Origin of the sequence: Saccharopolyspora shandongensis (assembly GCF_900106995.1) — a bacterium.
Lineage (GTDB): Bacteria > Actinomycetota > Actinomycetes > Mycobacteriales > Pseudonocardiaceae > Saccharopolyspora > Saccharopolyspora shandongensis.
On the sequence record NZ_FNOK01000005.1, the window covers coordinates 278,541 to 295,325 of the forward strand.

Sequence of the window (16,785 nt, forward strand, 5' to 3'; positions counted from 1 at the left end):
TTATGGTGGTCGCATGAGTGCGGTGTTGGACATCGTGGCGTTGCGCAGCATGGTCGCGGTCGCCGACTGCGGCGGGTTCCACCGGGCCGCCGCCGCGCTGTCCCTGACCCAGTCCGCGGTCAGCCAGCACCTGCGCAAGCTGGAGCGGGTGCTGGACCGGAAGCTGGTGGTCCGGGAGGGGCGGCAGGCCAAGTTCACGGCGTCCGGCGAGCTCCTGCTGGCCGAGGCGCGGCGCATCCTCGATGCGCACGACGAGGCGCTGCGCCGGCTCGGCGCGGAGGAGCGCCGCACACTCGTCTTCGGCTCCACCGAACACGCCGCCGACCGGCTGCTCCCCGAGCTGGCGACCCGGATGCGAGCCGCCTTCCCGGCGCTCGAAGTGCGGTTCCGGCTGGACCGCACGGCGCGGCTCGCGGAAGCGGTGGACCGCGGCAGCATCGATATCGCCCTGCTGATCGACATGTCGGTCGGCGGGCGGAGCCGGGACGCGGGCCGGCTCCGGATGGACTGGTACGCGGCGCCGGACTGGGCGCCGCCGGGCCCCGGCGAGCCGCTGCCGATGGTCGTCTTCGACGAGCCGTGCATCATGCGGCGGCTCGCGGTCGATGCGGTGACCGGGATCGGCCGGCATCCGGACCTGGTGTGCGAAGCCGCCGATCTGGCCGGGGTGCTCGCGGCCGCGCGGTCCGGCCTCGGTGTCACGCTGCTGCCCTCGGCGAAGCCGCGCCTGGAAGGGCTGGTGGTGCGCGACGACCTCCCGCGGCTGGATTCGGCGCCGCTGCGGGTCCGGGCCCGCCCCGGACTCGACGACGACCTCGCGGACCTCGTCGCGAAGACGGCGCGCGAGGTGGTCGAAGCGCATACGTGAGCGCGCTTTCCACGTGGACGGGGCGCCCCCGACGGATCGGAGACGCCCCGTAGCTGCGTGTCAGGCGGGCAGGTGCACGCGGCGGTGCAGGCGCTCGCCGATGTCGTTGGCCGCGTTGTCCAGCAGCTTGTGCGCCAGTTCGAACAGGGCGCGGGCGATCGCGATCTCGTCGCCGATCTGCGGTACCTCCGGGTCGTCCGGGTGGCGGCGCGCGGTGCCGTGCCCGTGTAGCGCCTGACCGCCCGGAGTGGTGAACCCGACGTCGGCGGTGGTCTTCGCGCCCGCCTCCACGACCTGCAGGTTCAGCGTGATGGTGTGGGTCTCGTTCATGGTCGCCTCCTGTCCCCGTCGGCCCGCGTTCCCGCAGGCCCTTGAGGTCGCCGTAGCCCAAGCATGCGCCGGCCGACCGGAGCCGCGAAAGACCGGTGTTCACCCGTCCGGGTCGCCCCGTTCGGCCACGCAGACCGGTAGGCGCGACTTACCCAATCGGGCCTCGCCGCCAAACAGCGCTCCCGTCGTGATCGACTTCACCCGGGGTTTGACCTAGGGGCGCGGGGCAGGCCAGGATACGGCCGCCGACAGTGCAGGAACCCGGTGCGAATCCGGGACGGTCCCGCCACTGTGACCGGGGAGTGGGCCCCATCCGTTGCCACGGCTGCGTGCAGCTGGAAGGCCGGGGTGCCACGTCGATCCGGGAGTCAGGAGACTGCGCGCCGGCCCCGCGCCGCGCCGCGGCGTGCGGACACCGAGCCCCTCGGGCGGGAAACCCAGGAGGTCGGAGATCCCATGTCTTGGGATGCCGAAGCGAGTCGGCCGCAGGCCGGTTGGGGCGCCACCGAGCGCCGGAAAGCAGCGGTCGTGCTGGCCGCCGTCGGAGTGCTCCACCTGGCGGGTTGGGGCGCGTACCTGCTGCAACAGCAGGAATTCGGCGCCGTGGGCGGGCTGGCCGCCGCGGGGATGACCGCGTACCTGCTCGGATTGCGCCACGGGTTCGACGCCGACCACGTCGCGGTGATCGACGACGCCACGCGGCTGCTGATGCAGCGCGGCAGGCGACCGGTGTCGACCGGCATGTGGTTCGCCCTCGGGCACGCCAGCGTCGTGCTCTTCCTCGCCGTCGCGGTCGCTTTCATCGCCGGGCCCGCCGCGCAGCAGTGGGCCGAGGAAGCCGGCGTGCGGGTCGCCACGGCGGTCGACCTGGTCGTGATCGCGGTCCTGACCGCGTTGGCGGTGCTCAACGCGCTGGTGCTGCGCGATGCCCTGCGGCTGCTGCGCCGCGCCCGCCACGGCGCGGTCGACGAGGCCGAGGTCGAGCTGGTGCTCGGGCGGCGCGGCCTGCTCGCCCGGGTGCTGCGGGGACGGATGCGCACCGTGGCCCGCTCCTGGCACCTGTTCGGCATCGGGCTGCTGTTCGGGCTCGGCATGCAGACCGCCACCGAGATCACCGTGCTCGCCATGGTCTCCCCGACCGAGCACCTGTCCGCCGTCGCCGTGCTCAGCCTGCCGCTGCTGTTCGCCGCCGGAATGTGCACAGTGGACAGTGTGGACGGCATGCTGATGTCCCGCGCCTACACGTGGTCGCTGGCGCGGCCGTTGCGGCGGCTGTGGGTGAACGTGACGACCACGGCGCTGACGGTGGTGCTCGCCGCAGTCGTCGCGCTGGTCGTCCTCGCCGGACTGCTCCAGGAGCTCGGCGTGTCCTCCGCGGCGCCGATCGCGACCATCGGCGACCACTTCGAGCTGCTCGGCTATCTGACGCTGGCCGCTTTCATGGCAGTATGGGGCGGCGCCGCGCTCTGGTGGAAAGTCGCCGCCCGCGGCGACGACGCGGAGCGCGCGTGACCGGCGTCCACCGGCTGTGCCAGGTGGCGCCCCGAGGTCAGGCCGGTGATCGTGAGCCACGACGAGGTGGCCTACCGCGTGGCTGCGCCCCTGAGCACAAGGCCCCGGCGAGTTCGCCGGGGCGGAGCCGACATGGACTACGGACATGACCAAGCACACTGAACAGCACTACTTCGCCGGGCTCGACCTAACCGGGAAGCGGGTGGTCGTCGTCGGCGCGGGCACCGTCGCGCAGCGCCGGGTCCCGCGCCTGATCAACTCCGGTGCGCTGGTCGACGTGATCGCGCCGGAGGCGACCCCGGCCGTCGAGGCGATGGCCGAGGCGGGCGACCTGACGTGGCACCGGCGCCCCTACGCCGACGGCGACCTGGAAGGTGCTTGGTACGTCGTGGCGTGCGCGACCGGAGCCGAGGTGAACGCCGCGGTCGCGGCCGAAGCCGAGCAGCGCCGCATCTTCTGCGTCCGCGCCGACGACGCCTCGCAGGGAACCGCCGTCACGCCCGCGGTGGCCCAGCACGGCGGGCTGCTGCTCGGGGTGCTGGCGGGTGGCGATCACCGGCGCTCCGCCGCCGTGCGGGACGGGCTCGTGGAGGCGTTGCGCACCGGTGTGGTCGACGAGCGGTCCGAGCCGCCCGCGCCGGGCGTCGCGCTCGTCGGCGGCGGCCCGGGCGACCCGGACCTGATCACGGTCCGCGGGCGCCAGCTGCTGGGCCGCGCGGACGTCGTGATCACCGACCGTCTGGCGCCGCGCGAGCTGCTCGAAGAGCTCGGCCCGCACGTGGAGGTGGTGGACGCCTCGAAGATCCCCTACGGGCGGGCGGCCAACCAGGACGTCATCAACTCGCTGCTGATCGAGCATGCCAAGGCCGGCAAGTTCGTGGTCCGGCTCAAGGGCGGCGACCCGTACCTGTTCGGGCGCGGGTTCGAGGAGCTGCTGGCGTGCGTCGAGGCTGGGGTCGCGGTGACCGCGGTGCCCGGGATCACCAGCGCTTTCGCGGCTCCCGCCGCGGCCGACGTGCCGGTCACCCATCGCGGCGTCGCGCACGAGGTCGTGGTCGTGTCCGGGCACGTCGGGCCGCACGACGAGCAGTCGCTGGTGGACTGGCCGGCGCTGGGCCGGCTGCGCGGCACCCTCGTGCTGATGATGGGGGTCAAGCGGATCCGGGAGTTCGCGGCCATCCTGATCGAGCACGGCCGCGACCCGAAGTCGCCGGTCGCGGTGGTGCAGGAAGGCACCACCCGCAACCAGCAGACGCTCCGCACCACGCTCGGCGAGGTCGCCGACGCCGTGCGGGACGCGGAGATCAAGCCGCCCGCGGTGATCGTCGTCGGACCGGTGGCGGACCTCGCTCCGGAGTCGCGCCGGTAGCAGCGTCTCCAGGTCCTCCGCGAGCTTCGGGAGGTCGCTGCTGCTTTGGTTTGGGGAATGTTTCCGCTGATCAGGACCCGTGAGTGTTTTGTGGTGCTACAGCGACACAAAGTACTCACGGGCCCTCACCAGGCAAAACTGACCGCGCTGCACGACATGCCGAGGGCGTCGTGCAGCGCGGGAACGTGCCGAGCTCGTCAGCGCTGGCCGGGCCCGTCCTCCAGATCACCCTCGGTCTGCAGGTAGACGTCCTGCAGCGCCTGCAAGGTGTCCGGGTTCGGCTCCTGCCACATCTGCCGGTTGGCGGCCTCCAGCAGCCGCTCGGAGATGCCGTGCAGCGCCCACGGGTTGGACTCGGTGAGGAACCGCTGGTTCTCCTCGTCCAAGACGTAGGTCTCGGCGAGCTTCTCGTACATCCAGTCGGCCACGACGCCGGTCGTGGCGTCGTAGCCGAACAGGTAGTCCACCGTCGCCGCCAGCTCGAAAGCGCCCTTGTAGCCGTGGCGGCGCATCGCCGCCAGCCACCGCGGGTTGACGACGCGGGCCCGGAACACCCGCGACGTCTCCTCGGTCAGGGACCTGGTGCGGATCGAGTCGGGGCGCGTGCTGTCGCCGATGTAGGCCGCCGGCGCCTTGCCGGTCAGCGCCCGGACCGTGGCGATCATGCCGCCGTGGTACTGGAAGTAGTCGTCGGAGTCGGCGATGTCGTGCTCGCGCGTGTCGGTGTTCTTCGCCGCCACGGAGATCCGCTTGTAGGCGCTCTCCATGTCGGCGCGGGCCGGTTCGCCGTCCAGCTCGCGCCCGTAGGCGAAGCCGCCCCACACCGCGTACACCTCGGCCAGATCGGCGTCGTCGCGCCAGTTCCGGCTGTCGATCAGCGGCAGGATCCCCGCGCCGTACGCGCCCGGCTTGGAGCCGAAGATCCGCATCGTGGCGCGCCGCTCGTCGCCGTGCTCGGCGAGGTCGGCGCGCGCGTGCGCCCGCACGAAGTTCTGCTCGTCCGGTTCGTCGAGGGCGGCGACCAGGCGCACCGCGTCGTCGAGGAGCGCGACCACGTGCGGGAAGGCGTCCCGGAAGAAACCGCTGATGCGGACCGTGACGTCGATGCGGGGGCGGCCCAGCTCGTCGAGCGGGATCACCTCCAGCCCGTTGACCCGGCGCGACGCCTCGTCCCAGGTCGGCCGGACGCCGAGCAGCGCCAGCACCTCCGCGATGTCGTCGCCGGACGTGCGCATCGCGCTGGTGCCCCACACCGACAGGCCGACCGAGCGGGGCCAGTCGCCGGTGTCGGCGCGGTAGCGGTCGAGCAGCGATTCGGCGATCGCCCACCCCGTCTCCCAGGCCAGGCGGCTGGGCACGGCCTTGGGGTCGACCGAGTAGAAGTTGCGGCCGGTGGGCAGGACGTTGACCAGCCCGCGCAGCGGCGACCCGCTGGGACCCGCGGGAACGTACCCGCCTTCGAGGGCGTGCAGCGTCGCGGTCATCTCGTCGGTCGTCGCGGCGAGCCGCGGCACCACCTCGGTCGCGGCGAACTCCAGCACCCGCACGACCGCGTCTTCGGCGTCGCCGAGGACCTCCCGGCAGACCTCAGGCGCGGAATCCGGGCGCCAGCCGCGGTCTTCCATCGCCTGGACCAGGGCGTGCGCGCGGGTCTCGACGTCGTCGACCTGCTCGCGGGCCGCGCTGCCGTCCTCGGCGAGCCCGAGCGCTTCCCGCAGTCCGGGCAGCGCGGCGCTCTGCCCGCTCCACATCTGGCGCGCGCGCAGCATCGCGAGCACGAGGTTCACCCGGGCCTCGCCGGCCGGGGCGTCGCCGAGCACGTGCAGGCCGTCGCGGATCTGGGCGTCCTTGACCTCGCAGAGCCAGCCGTCGACGTGCAGCAGCATGTCGTCGAACTCCGCGTCGTGCGGCCGTTCGTCGAGCCCGAGGTCGTGGTCGAGCTTGGCGGCCTGCATCAGCGTCCAGATCTGGCTGCGGATCGCGGGCAGCTTCGCCGGGTCCATCGCGGAGATGTTGGCGTGCTCGTCGAGGAGCTGTTCCAGCCGGGCGATGTCGCCGTAGCTCTCCGCGCGGGCCATCGGCGGCACGAGGTGGTCGACCAGGGTGGCGTGCACCCGGCGCTTGGCCTGGGTGCCCTCGCCGGGGTCGTTGACCAGGAACGGGTAGATCAGCGGGAGGTCGGCGATCGCGGCGTCCGGGGCGCACGAGGCGGACATGCCCGCCGTCTTCCCCGGCAGCCACTCGAGGTTGCCGTGCTTGCCGAGGTGCACCATGGCGTGGGCGCCGAACTCGTCGATCAGCCAGCGGTAGGCCGCCAGGTAGTGGTGGCTCGGCGGCAGGTCCGGGTCGTGGTAGATCGCGATCGGGTTCTCGCCGAAACCGCGGGGCGGCTGCACCATGAGCACAACGTTGCCCGCGCGGACGGCGGCGAGCACGATCTCGCCCTCCGGGTCCTGGGAGCGGTCGACGAACAGCTCGCCCGGCGGCGGTCCCCAGTGCTGCTCGATCGCGGTGCGCAGGTCCTCGGGCAGCGTCGCGAACCAGCTGGCGTACCGGCGCGCGGGGATGCGGACCGGGTTGCCGCTGAGCTGCTCCTCGGACAGCCAGTCGCGGTCTTGGCCACCGGCGGCGATCAGCGCGTGGATCAGCGCATCGCCGTCCTGGTCCGCGACGCCGGGCAGTGCGTCGGGGCCGTCCTCGGGGCCGATGTCGTAGCCCTGCTCGCGCAGCGCCCGCAGCAGGCGGACAGCGCTGACCGGCGTGTCCAGGCCGACCGCGTTGCCGATCCGGGAGTGCTTGGTCGGGTAGGCCGACAGCATCAGCGCCAGGCGCTTGTCCTGCGGCGGCACGTGCCGCAGCGTCGCGTGCCGGACCGCGATGCCGGCGACCCGGGCCGCCCGTTCGCGGTCGGCCACGTAGACCGGCAGTCCCTCGGCGTCGTTCTCCTTGAAGGAGAACGGCACGGTGATCAGGCGGCCGTCGAACTCGGGCACGGCGACCTGCGTGGCCATGTCCAGCGGCGACAGGCCTTCGTCGTTGTCCTCCCAGGCTTCGCGGGAGCTGGTCAGGCACAGCCCCTGCAGGATCGGGATGTCGAGTTCGGCGAGCGCGCCGACGTCCCAGGCCTCGTCGTCACCGCCGGCGGAGGCGGTGGCCGGCTTCGTGCCGCCCGCGGCGAGCACGGTGACGACCAGCGCGTCCGCCCGGCCGAGCTGCTCCAGCAGCTGCGGGTCGGGCGCGCGCAGGGAGGCGCAGAACAGCGGCAGGGCCTGGCCGCCGACGTCTTCGATGGCCTCGCACAGCGCGTTCGCGAACGCGGTGTTGCCCGCCATGTGGTGCGCGCGGTAGTAGAGCACGGCGACGGTCGGGCCCTCGGTGCGCCGCGGGGTCCGCTCCAGCACGCCCCAGGTCGGCGTCTCCGCCGGCGGCTCGAAGCCGTGCCCGGTGAGCAGGATCGTGTCGGACAGGAATCGGTGCAGCTGAGCCAGGTTGTCCGGGCCGCCGTGGGCGAGGTAGCGGTGCGCTTCGGCGCACACCCCGCTCGGCACGGTCGAGCATTCCATCAGTTCCGCGTCCGGGGCCTGCTCGCCGCCGAGCACGATCACCGGGCGCGGGCCCGCGAGCAGCGCGTCCAGGCCCTCTTCCCAGGCCCGGCGGCCGCCGAGCAGCCGCACGACGACGAGGTCGACGTCCGCCAGCAGCGGGGGCAGGTCGTCCACGCCCAGCCGCGCCGGGTTGCCGAGCCGGTAGTCGGCGTCGGCGGCCCGCGCGCTGAGCAGATCGGTGTCCGAAGTGGACAGAAGTAGGATCATGCGGATCGCTCCTCGGCGTGGCGACCGGCGTCGCTGGGCCTGGGCACGCGTGCGCAGCGCATGGCGGCACCTCCCTCGGGGTCCTCGCCCCGGTTCGTAGGTCGCGGCGACCGGAGTCTCCTGGCTCCCGGATCAGCGCTCGCTCCGTCTTCCCGTCCAGTTAGGACAGTGACTTCCCTGGAGTCCGCTCCCCGGTGACAGTGGCGGGACCGCGCCGGATTCGCACCGGCTTCCTCCACCGTCGCCGCTGAATGCTGCGACCACTCTTCGCAACGGGGCGATCTTACGTCAAGCGGCGCGGGCATGATGCGCGTCGCACCGCGCTTGTTTTGCGGCCGCAACTACCTGGGTCCGTAGTATCAGCCGCGTGTTGCACAGAGCCAGACCAGAGCGGGACGCCTGTCCCGGCGCGCTGCGGGTGCACGAGGCAGCCGACGGCGGACTGGCCCGGATCCGCGTCCCGGGCGGCGTGCTCGCGCCGCCCCAGGTCCGGGCGATCGCGGCGGCCGCGGCGCTCGGCGACGGCGGCGCAGAGCTCACCTCGCGGGCGAACGTGCAGGTGCGCGGACTGCCCGCGGGAGCGGAGGAGGAACTCGCCGCCGGGCTCCGGGCCGCCGGGTTGCTGCCGTCGGCAACGCACGAGCGGGTCCGCAACATCATCGGCTCGCCCTCTGCGGACGGCCGCGAGCTGGTCAACGTGCGGGCGGTGGCCCGGGAACTCGACGCGGCGCTCTGCGCGACGCCGTCGCTGGCGGACCTGCCCGGACGTTTCCTGTTCGCCGTCGACGACGGCAGCACGGACGTCATCTCGCTCGGCGCCGACGTCGGGCTGCTCGCGCAGCGCGCCGACACCCTGGCGCTGGTGCTCGCCGGCGTGGATTCCGGAGTGCGATCGACCCCGGACCAGGCCGCCGGCGTCGCCATCGCCGCGGCGGAGGCGTTCCTGGCGGAGAAGGCCGCGCAGGGACGCTCGGCTTGGCGGCTCGCCGAGCTCGACGATGGTGCGCGCCGGGTCGCCGATCGCCTCGGCGCCGTCCCGGCCGCGCCGCTGCCGTCGACCCAGCCGGCGACGCATGCGCAGGTCGGCGGGGTGCAACGGCCCGGCGGAACGGTCGCGGTGGTGGCGGGGGCACCACTGGGCCGCCTGTCCCGGGAACAGCTGGATATCATCACCGCCGCGTCCGACGCCGCGGGTGAGCTTCGTCTGACGCCGTGGCGGACCGTCGTCCTGCCCGGCTTGCGGCCGGACGAAGCCGGTCGGTGGCTCTCGGACCTCGGCGCGCACGGCCTGCTCGTCGATCCGTCCTCGGCCGGTGCCGGGGTGACCGCGTGCGCCGGTCGTCCCGGGTGCGCGAAGGCGCGGGCCGACGTCCGCGACGACGCCCGGCGCGCATCGCGAGCCGCGGACGGCAGTGCTCTGCCGGTGCACTGGTCGGGTTGCGAACGGCGCTGCGGCCGGCCGCAGGGACGCGTCGTGGAAGTGCTGGCGACCGGTGCCGGCTACGAGGTCGGTCTCGACGGCGAGACGCGGGCATCCGGCGCCGATGTCGACCAGGTATCCGCCGCGCTCGTCGCGGCACGGAGGACAGTGTGAACGAGAACAACGGGGCGACCCGCTACCGCGGGGTGCCCGATTACGTCCGGGAAGGGGCGGAGATCTACCGCCGCTCCTTCGCCACGATCCGCGCCGAAACCGCCCTGGGCGGCCTGCCGCCGGAGGTGGCCGGGGTAGCGGTGCGGATGATCCACGCCTGCGGCATGGTCGACCTGGTCGACGACCTGGCGTACTCGGCGAACGCGGTGATCAACGCGCGCGCGGCCCTCCGCGCCGGTGCGCCGGTGCTGTGCGACGCCGCGATGGTCGCCGCCGGCGTGACCCGGCGCCGCCTGCCCGCGGACAACGACGTGATCTGCACGCTGTCCGACGAGCGGGTCCCGGGCCTGGCCCGCGAGCTGGGCACGACCCGCAGCGCGGCGGCGCTGGAGCTGTGGCGCGACCGGCTGGCGGGTTCGGTCGTCGCGATCGGCAACGCCCCGACGGCGCTGTTCCGGCTGCTGGAGATGATCGAGGACGGCGCCCCGAAGCCCGCCGCGGTGCTGGGGCTGCCCGTCGGCTTCATCGGCGCCGCGGAATCGAAGGAGGCGTTGGCGGCGCATCCCGCCGGGCTGGACCACCTGGTGGTGCACGGCCGCCGCGGCGGCAGCGCCATGGCGGTGGCCGCCATCAACGCGATCGCGAGCGAGGAAGAGTGAGCAGCAACGGCAAGGGCACGCTTTTCGGCGTGGGTCTCGGCCCCGGCGACCCGGAGCTGGTGACGGTCAAGGCCGCCCGGCTGATCGAGCGGGCCGAGGTGATCGCGTACCACAGCGCCCGGCACGGCAGGAGCATCGCGAGGTCCGTCGCCGAGCCGTACCTGCGGCCGGGGCAGGTCGAGGAGGCCCTCGTCTACCCGGTGACCACCGAGACCACCGACCATCCGGGCGGCTACCAGGGCGCCATCGACGAGTTCTACGCGGACTGCGCGGCCCGGCTCGCGGCGCACCTCGACGCCGGGCGCGACGTCGTCCTGCTCGCCGAGGGCGACCCGCTCTTCTACGGCTCCTACATGCACATGCACAAGCGGTTGGCCGGCCGCTTCCGCGCCGAGGTCGTTCCCGGCATCACCTCGGTCAGCGGCGCGTCGGCGGCGCTCGGGCGCCCGCTGGCCGAACGCGACGAGATCTTCACCGTGCTGCCGGGCACCCTCCCGCCGGACGTCCTCGCCGAACGGCTCGCCACGACCGATGCCGCCGCGGTGCTCAAGCTGGGGCGCACCTTCGAAGGCGTGCGGCAGGCGTTCGAGAAGGCGGGCCGCCTGGACGAGGCCTGGTACGCCGAGCGCGCGACCACGGATCGGCAGCGCCTGCAGCCGCTCGCGGACGTCGACCCGGAAACCGTCCCGTACTTCTCGCTGGCGCTGCTGCCCGGACCGGCGAATTCGGACGCCGCGGTCCACGCGACCGCCGTGGCCGCCGACCGCGGCGCGGAGCGCGGTGAGGTCGTGGTGGTCGGGCTCGGGCCCGGCGGCCGCGAGTGGGTGACGCCGGAGGCGCAGGCGGCGCTCGCCGCGGCCGACGACCTGGTCGGCTACGCCCCGTACCTCGCCCGGATCCCGGACAACCCGCGGCAGCGCAAGCACGCGTCCGACAACCGGGTGGAGGCCGAACGCGCGGAGTTCGCGCTGGAGCTGGCCCGGCGCGGGTCGCGGGTCGCGGTGATCTCCTCCGGCGATCCCGGCGTGTTCGCGATGGCCAGCGCGGTGCTGGAGGTCGCGGCGGAGCGCTCGGACGTGCCGGTGCGGGTCCTGCCCGGCATGACGGCGGCGCAGGCGGTGGCCAGCCGCGTCGGCGCGCCGCTGGGCCACGACTTCTGCGTGCTGTCGCTTTCCGACCGGCTCAAGCCGTGGGAGGTGATCGTCGAGCGGCTGCGCGCCGCGGCGTCGGCGGACCTCGTCATGGCGATCTACAACCCCGCCTCGCGCAGCCGCACCTGGCAGGTCGCGGCCGCCCGGGACGCGGTCCTGGAGCACCGCTCGCCCGACACGCCGGTGGTCATCGGCCGGGACGTCGGCGGCCCGGCGGAGAGCATCAAGGTGGTGCGCCTGGCCGACCTCGATCCGTCCGATGTGGACATGCGGTGCCTGCTGCTGATCGGCTCGTCGACGACGCGGCTCGTCGGCGGCGCGGACGGGCGCGACGTCGTGTTCACGCCGCGGCGCTACCCGGCGTGATCTCGTTGGCGCAGCGCGGAATCGAGCCAGGCGGCGGCGTCCTCGACCGTCTCGGCCGAGGGCGCGGCGGGCTGGGGCGGCCGCTGGACCACCACCACCGGCAGCCCGAGTTCGCGGGCCGCGGTGAGCTTCGCGCTGGTCATCGAACCGCCGCTGTTCTTGGTGACGACGACGTCGATGCTGTGCTCCCGAAGCAGGGCGAGCTCGTCGTGGACCGTGAACGGCCCGCGGGCGAGCAGCACCGTGGTGTGCGGCGGCAGCGGCGGTTCGGGCGGATCGACGGTCCGCACCAGGAACCGGAGGCCGAGCGCGGCGAAGTGCGCGAGGCCCTGCCGGCCGGTGGTGAGGAAGATCCGTTCGCCCAGCTCGGGCAGCAGCGCCGCGGCCGCGGCCAAAGAGGGCGCTGGACGCCAGTCGTCCCCGGGGCCCGGCCGCCACGCGGGACGGCGCAACACCAGGATCGGGCACCCGGCGCGTTCCGCCGCCGCTACGGCGTTTTCGGTGATCGTGCCGGCGAACGGATGGGTGGCGTCGACGACCGCGTCGACCTGCTCGCGCTGGAGCCAGTCGGCCAGCCCGTCGACACCGCCGAAGCCGCCGACGCGCACCTCGCCCGGCGGCAGCTGCGGCTCTCGGACCCGGCCGGCGAGGGACGACGTGACGCGCAGGTCCGGCCGCTCGGCGAGCCGTTCGGCGAGCTTCCTGGCCTCGCCGGTGCCACCGAGGACGAGCACGCGGGTCATCAGACCCGCCCCGTTGTCGCTGCGCGCATGAGGAGCATTCTCCCGGTATGAGCGGGCGAGGGGAGGGATCGGGCCTCCGGTACGGCTGGACGACGGGTGCCTGCGCCACGGCGTCGACGGCCGCTGCCTACACGGCGCTGCTGACCGGGGCGTTCCCCGATCCCGTCGAGATCGTCCTGCCGAAGGGGCACCGGCCGGCGTTCGCGCTCGCGCGCGAGCGGCTGGGCGACGGCTTCGCGACGGCGGGCGTGATCAAGGACGCCGGCGACGATCCCGATGTCACGCACGGCGCTCTCGTGTCGGTCACGGTCCGCCCCGCGGAACCGGGGCAGGGCGTGGTGTTCCGGGCCGGGGAAGGCGTGGGCACGATCACCAAGCCCGGCCTGCCGCTGCCCGTCGGCGAACCGGCGATCAACCCCGTGCCGAGGCAGCTGATCCGCGACGTCGTCGCGCGCGTCGCCGCGGAGCACGGCGGCAGCGGCGACGTCGTCGTCGAGGTGTCCGTCGACGACGGGGCGGAACTCGCCCGGCACACCTGGAATCCGCGGCTGGGGATCCTGGGCGGACTGTCCATCTTGGGCACCACGGGTGTCGTCGTGCCGTACTCGTGCTCGGCGTGGATCGACAGCATCCGCCGCGGCGTCGACGTCGCCCGGGCGGCGGGGCACGAACACGTCGCCGGATGCACGGGGAGCACCTCGGAGAAGGTCGCCGCGGAACTCCACTCGCTGCCCGGCGAGGCGCTGCTCGACATGGGCGATTTCGCCGGCGCGGTGCTGAAGTACCTGCGGCGGCACCCGGTTCCCCGGCTCACGATCGCCGGCGGCATCGGGAAGATCTCCAAGCTCGCCGACGGGCACATGGACCTGCATTCCAAGCGGTCCCAGGTCGACTTCGCCTCGCTCGCCGGGATCGTGCGCGACGCGGGCGGGAGCGGCGAACTGGTCGCCCGGATCAGCGGCGCCAACACGGCGCTCGAAGCGCTGCAACTCTGCCTCGCCGCGAGCCTCCCGCTCGGCGATCTCATCGCCGAACGGGCGCGGGAGGTCTGCCTCGAAACCCTGCGCGGGGCACCGGTTTCGGTGGACGTCGTCGTCATCGACCGAGCGGGCACCATCGTCGGCCGTGCCGAGGCGGACTAGGGCGCGTGCCGCAGCAATTCGGTGGTGCCCGGAGCGGAAGTCGGGAAGGCTCGCGCGCATGGTTTCGGTATTGCAGAACGTGGCAATCGACTGTGCGGACGCCTACGAGCTCGCCCGGTTCTGGAGCAGCGTGACCGGCCGTCCGCTGCATCCGGAGTGCGAGCCCGGTGATCTGGAGACCGAGGTGCTGCTGGCCGAGGGGCCGGTGCTGCACTTCAACCAGGTGCCCGAGCCCAAGGAGATCAAGAACCGGATCCACCTGTGCTTGCGCCCCGAGACCTCGCGCGAGCAGGAGGTGGAACGGCTGCTGGGCCTCGGTGCCACCTTCGTCGCCGATCACCGAAATGCCGACGGCTCGGGCTGGGCGATCCTCGCCGACCCCGAGGGCAACGAATTCTGCGTGCTCCGCAGCGAATCCGACCGAGCCGCGATGGATTCCCAAGGCTCGCACACCGTCCCGGCGGGCGACGCATGATGGCTGCTCACTCGTCGTGGTCCGCTACGAGGGCGGTCGCCTCGCAGCGGACCACGGGTCCGTAGCGGGACGCCGGGTTCCGCGCTGGGCCTGCGCGCACGGCCACCACATCTCTTGTGGTTGTGGTGCCAGCTGCGGAAAAGGATGTCACGAGGCCGGAACACCTTCCAGGGCAGGAACAGCGGTGCAGCCCACCGAGTGTCCGCTTTCGGTGGACGTCATCGTCATCGACCGAGCAGGCACCAACGTCGGCCGCACGACCACCGCCACCACCTGAGAACTCGTCCGGCGAACGGAGCCCCGCAGGACCACCAGGGGCCCAAGCCCTAGTCGCGGCAGCGGGCGGCGGAGTAGAGGTGGCTGTCGGGGAACTCCGAGGAGGTCAGCACCTGGCCCACCACGACGACGGCGGTTCGCACGATGCCCGCGGCGCGCACGCGTTCCGCGATGTCGGAAAGCGTTGCGCGCAGGACGATCTCGTCCGCGCGGCTCGCGTTCGCGACCACGGCCACGGGGCAGTCCGCACCGTAGTTGGGCAGGAGCTCCTCGACGAGCTGCTCGATGCGGTTGACCGCGAGGTGCAGCACCATCGTCGCCCGGCTCCGGCCGAGCGTGGCGAGGTCCTCGCGCTCGGGCATCGGCGTCGCGCGCGCGGAGGTGCGGGTGAGCACCACCGTCTGCCCGACGCCCGGCACGGTGAACTCCCGCTTCAGCGAGGCCGCCGCGGCCGCGAACGCCGGCACGCCCGGCACCACCTCGTAGGGGATCCCGGCCGCGTCGAGCCGGCGCATCTGCTCGGCGGCGGCGCTGAACACCGACGGATCCCCGGAGTGCAGCCGCGCCACGTCGAATCCGGCCTCGTGGGCGGCCAGCATCTCGGCGAGGATCTCGTCCAACGTCAGCTTCGCCGTGTCCACCAGCCTGGCATCGGCCGGGCAGTGCGCCAGCAGCTCCTCCGGGACCAGGCTGCCCGCGTACAGGCACACCGGCGACGCGGCGATCACGTCGCGGCCCCGCACGGTGATCAGATCTGCGGCGCCCGGCCCGGCACCCACGAAACGCACGGTCATCGCTTGCTCACCGCCCACTGCGTCACCGGCATCGCCGGCCGCCAGCCGGTGTAACCACCGATCGGCGCCGCGCGCTCCACCGAGATCCGGACCAGTTCACCGCCGTGACGGCCGTACCAGTCGGTCACCAGCACCTCCAACTCCAACGTGACCGCGTTGACCACCAGCCGGCCGCCGCGCCGCAGAGCGGCCCAGCACGCTTCCAGCACGCCCGGTGCGGTGCCACCGCCACCGATGAAGATCGCGTCGGGTTCGGCCAGCCCGTCCAGCGCGCGCGGCGCGGCTCCGGCGACGACCTGGAGGCCGGGGACGCCCAGCGAGCTCGCGTTCGTCGCGATGCGCCGTGCCCGGTCCTCGCGGTGCTCGATCGCGATCGCCCGGCAGGTCGGATCGCTGCGCATCCACTCGATCGCGATGCTACCGGCGCCGCCGCCGACGTCCCACAACAACTGCCCGGGCGTCGGGGCCAGCCGCGCCAGCGTGATCGCCCGCACGTCGCGCTTGGTGAGCTGCCCGTCGTGCTCGAAGGCGTCGTCGGGCAGGCCCGGCGTGCTCGGCAGGAGCTTCGCGTCGGGAGCCGGGCGGCACTCGATCGCGATCACGTTGAGCGGACTCGCCGGCCGATCCCAGTCGTCGGCGGTGGAACTCGTCCGCCCCTCCTGCGCGCCGCCGAGATCGGACAGCACCGTCATGCCGCTCGGCCCGTAACCGCGGGCCCGCAGCAGCGCGGCCACCTCGTCCGGCGTGCCGTCGTCGGAACTGAGGACCAGCAACCGGTTTCCCGGCTGGAGCCGGGGGTGCAGCAGCTCCACCGGCCTGCCGACCAGGCTCACGGCGGCCGTTTCCTGCAGCGGCCAGCCCATTCGAGCGCAGGCCAACGACAGCGATGACGGGTGCGGAACGATCCGCACGCGATCGGGGCCCAGCAGTTTCACCAGTGTCGCGCCGACCCCGTAGAACATCGGGTCACCGCTGGCCAGCACGCAGATCGACCGGTCGGCGTGCTCGGCGAGCAGGCCGGGTATCGCCGGCAGCATGGGCGTGGGCCAGGTCACCCGCTGCCCGTTCGCCTCGGGCACGAGGTCGAGCTGCCGCGAGCTGCCGAACAGCACGTCCGCGGAATCGATGATCTCCCGGGCGTGCGGCGACAAACCCGCGGCGCCGTCGGCCCCGATGCCCACGACGTGGACGAGCTCCGGCTTCTCCTGGTGAACGGTCACCGCCCCACCTCACCACGTCGCCGCTAGACCGTGCCGAGGACCTTCGTCACGGAGATCTCGATCACCACGCGGGCCGGGTTCGGGCGGGGCTTCTTGTAGCGCTGCTCGTACCGGGCCTCGGCGTCGGCCACGGCGCCGGGATCGTCCCGCACCATGGCGCGACCCTCCAATGTGGACCAACGCCGTCCGTCGACCTGGCAGACCGAGGCGGGCACGCCTTCCGGCCCTGCGGCGAGGATCTGGCGCACCTTGTGCGAGGTGCCCGAGGAGATCACGCGCGCGATCGCCGACTCGACGTCGAGGGTCACGCCCACCGGAACGACGTGCGGTGTGCCGTCGCGGCGCACCGTCGTCAGCGTGCACAGGTGCCGTTCCTGCCAGAACTGCAGGAATTCCTCGCCCTTGCCGTCCAGTGGAGAATTCTGGCCCACCGGTTTCCCCTCCTGCTCGGGTTGGTCCGCAGGCGTCGGCCCG

14 protein-coding genes and 2 riboswitches are annotated in these 16,785 nt (G+C 73.2%); of the genes, 8 read left to right on the forward strand and 6 right to left on the reverse strand.

Annotated elements, in window-relative coordinates:
• Positions 1 to 13 precede the first annotated feature (13 nt).
• Positions 14 to 868, forward strand: coding sequence for a LysR substrate-binding domain-containing protein (locus BLW84_RS07840; RefSeq protein ID WP_093262929.1), 855 nt, complete (start codon positions 14 to 16; stop codon positions 866 to 868).
• Positions 869 to 928: 60 nt separating this feature from the next.
• On the opposite strand, the gene BLW84_RS07845 is transcribed toward BLW84_RS07840, so the two are convergent.
• On the reverse strand, positions 929 to 1,198 hold the full coding sequence (locus BLW84_RS07845; RefSeq protein WP_093262932.1) for a DUF1876 domain-containing protein: 270 nt from the start codon (positions 1,196 to 1,198) through the stop codon (positions 929 to 931).
• A 254-nt stretch (positions 1,199 to 1,452) separates the two neighbouring features.
• A riboswitch (cobalamin riboswitch) is annotated at positions 1,453 to 1,577 on the forward strand.
• Positions 1,578 to 1,654: 77 nt separating this feature from the next.
• Here BLW84_RS07845 and BLW84_RS07850 point away from each other — a divergent pair.
• Together BLW84_RS07850 and cobA are read left to right on the forward strand one after the other, a co-directional pair.
• Positions 1,655 to 2,710, forward strand: coding sequence for a HoxN/HupN/NixA family nickel/cobalt transporter (locus tag BLW84_RS07850; protein WP_093262935.1), 1,056 nt, complete (start codon positions 1,655 to 1,657; stop codon positions 2,708 to 2,710).
• Between the two features lie 145 nt (positions 2,711 to 2,855).
• Complete coding sequence (cobA, locus tag BLW84_RS07855; RefSeq protein WP_093262937.1) at positions 2,856 to 4,079, forward strand: uroporphyrinogen-III C-methyltransferase; 1,224 nt, start codon at positions 2,856 to 2,858, stop codon at positions 4,077 to 4,079.
• 197 nt (positions 4,080 to 4,276) lie between these two features.
• Here the strand turns inward: cobA and cobN are convergent, their stop codons facing one another.
• Positions 4,277 to 7,891: a cobaltochelatase subunit CobN gene (gene cobN / locus BLW84_RS07860; protein ID WP_093262940.1), complete on the reverse strand. Its 3,615-nt coding sequence runs from the start codon at positions 7,889 to 7,891 to the stop codon at positions 4,277 to 4,279.
• A 94-nt stretch (positions 7,892 to 7,985) separates the two neighbouring features.
• Positions 7,986 to 8,172: riboswitch (cobalamin riboswitch) on the reverse strand.
• Between the two features lie 86 nt (positions 8,173 to 8,258).
• Between cobN and cobG the strand changes: the two genes are divergently transcribed.
• From cobG to BLW84_RS07875, 3 genes are read left to right on the forward strand one after another with little or no spacing between them, the layout of a single operon-like run.
• Positions 8,259 to 9,485 carry a precorrin-3B synthase gene (gene cobG / locus BLW84_RS07865; protein WP_093262943.1) on the forward strand — a complete coding sequence of 409 codons (1,227 nt, stop codon included), beginning with the start codon at positions 8,259 to 8,261 and terminating at the stop codon, positions 9,483 to 9,485.
• 32 nt (positions 9,486 to 9,517) lie between these two features.
• The gene (locus BLW84_RS07870; RefSeq protein WP_093263125.1) at positions 9,518 to 10,144 is read left to right on the forward strand and encodes a precorrin-8X methylmutase; all 627 of its coding nucleotides are present in this window, start codon (positions 9,518 to 9,520) and stop codon (positions 10,142 to 10,144) included.
• A complete protein-coding gene (locus tag BLW84_RS07875; protein ID WP_093262946.1) occupies positions 10,141 to 11,661 on the forward strand; it encodes a precorrin-2 C(20)-methyltransferase in 1,521 nt (506 codons plus the stop codon). Before BLW84_RS07870 ends, BLW84_RS07875 begins: the two co-directional genes overlap by 4 nt.
• Here BLW84_RS07875 and BLW84_RS07880 read toward each other — a convergent pair.
• Entirely contained in the window at positions 11,649 to 12,404 is a 756-nt protein-coding gene (locus tag BLW84_RS07880) for a cobalt-precorrin-6A reductase (protein ID WP_177226344.1), read from the reverse strand. The genes BLW84_RS07875 and BLW84_RS07880 overlap by 13 nt on opposite strands.
• A gap of 47 nt (positions 12,405 to 12,451) precedes the next feature.
• On the opposite strand from BLW84_RS07880, the gene BLW84_RS07885 reads away from it, so the two are divergent.
• Positions 12,452 to 13,546, forward strand: coding sequence for a cobalt-precorrin-5B (C(1))-methyltransferase (locus tag BLW84_RS07885; RefSeq protein WP_093262952.1), 1,095 nt, complete (start codon positions 12,452 to 12,454; stop codon positions 13,544 to 13,546).
• A 58-nt stretch (positions 13,547 to 13,604) separates the two neighbouring features.
• Positions 13,605 to 14,021: a VOC family protein gene (locus BLW84_RS07890; protein WP_093262955.1), complete on the forward strand. Its 417-nt coding sequence runs from the start codon at positions 13,605 to 13,607 to the stop codon at positions 14,019 to 14,021.
• 326 nt (positions 14,022 to 14,347) lie between these two features.
• Here BLW84_RS07890 and cobM read toward each other — a convergent pair whose 3' ends face one another.
• From cobM to BLW84_RS07905, 3 genes are read right to left on the reverse strand one after another with little or no spacing between them, the layout of a single operon-like run.
• Positions 14,348 to 15,091: a precorrin-4 C(11)-methyltransferase gene (cobM, locus tag BLW84_RS07895; RefSeq protein WP_093263128.1), complete on the reverse strand. Its 744-nt coding sequence runs from the start codon at positions 15,089 to 15,091 to the stop codon at positions 14,348 to 14,350.
• Positions 15,088 to 16,311, reverse strand: coding sequence for a precorrin-6y C5,15-methyltransferase (decarboxylating) subunit CbiE (gene cbiE / locus BLW84_RS07900; protein WP_093262958.1), 1,224 nt, complete (start codon positions 16,309 to 16,311; stop codon positions 15,088 to 15,090). Before cbiE ends, cobM begins: the two co-directional genes overlap by 4 nt.
• A 23-nt stretch (positions 16,312 to 16,334) precedes the next feature.
• The gene (locus tag BLW84_RS07905) at positions 16,335 to 16,742 is read right to left on the reverse strand and encodes a pyridoxamine 5'-phosphate oxidase family protein (protein ID WP_093262961.1); all 408 of its coding nucleotides are present in this window, start codon (positions 16,740 to 16,742) and stop codon (positions 16,335 to 16,337) included.
• Positions 16,743 to 16,785 lie beyond the last annotated feature (43 nt).

Coding starts and splice junctions, on each gene's coding strand:
- BLW84_RS07840 (WP_093262929.1), top strand. CDS start 14: ATGAGTGCGGTGTTGGACATCGTGGCGTTGCGCAGCATGGTCGCGGTC.
- BLW84_RS07845 (WP_093262932.1), bottom strand. CDS start 1,198: ATGAACGAGACCCACACCATCACGCTGAACCTGCAGGTCGTGGAGGCG.
- BLW84_RS07850 (WP_093262935.1), top strand. CDS start 1,655: ATGTCTTGGGATGCCGAAGCGAGTCGGCCGCAGGCCGGTTGGGGCGCC.
- cobA (WP_093262937.1), top strand. CDS start 2,856: ATGACCAAGCACACTGAACAGCACTACTTCGCCGGGCTCGACCTAACC.
- cobN (WP_093262940.1), bottom strand. CDS start 7,891: ATGATCCTACTTCTGTCCACTTCGGACACCGATCTGCTCAGCGCGCGG.
- BLW84_RS07880 (WP_177226344.1), bottom strand. CDS start 12,404: ATGACCCGCGTGCTCGTCCTCGGTGGCACCGGCGAGGCCAGGAAGCTC.
- BLW84_RS07885 (WP_093262952.1), top strand. CDS start 12,452: ATGAGCGGGCGAGGGGAGGGATCGGGCCTCCGGTACGGCTGGACGACG.
- BLW84_RS07890 (WP_093262955.1), top strand. CDS start 13,605: ATGGTTTCGGTATTGCAGAACGTGGCAATCGACTGTGCGGACGCCTAC.
- cobM (WP_093263128.1), bottom strand. CDS start 15,091: ATGACCGTGCGTTTCGTGGGTGCCGGGCCGGGCGCCGCAGATCTGATC.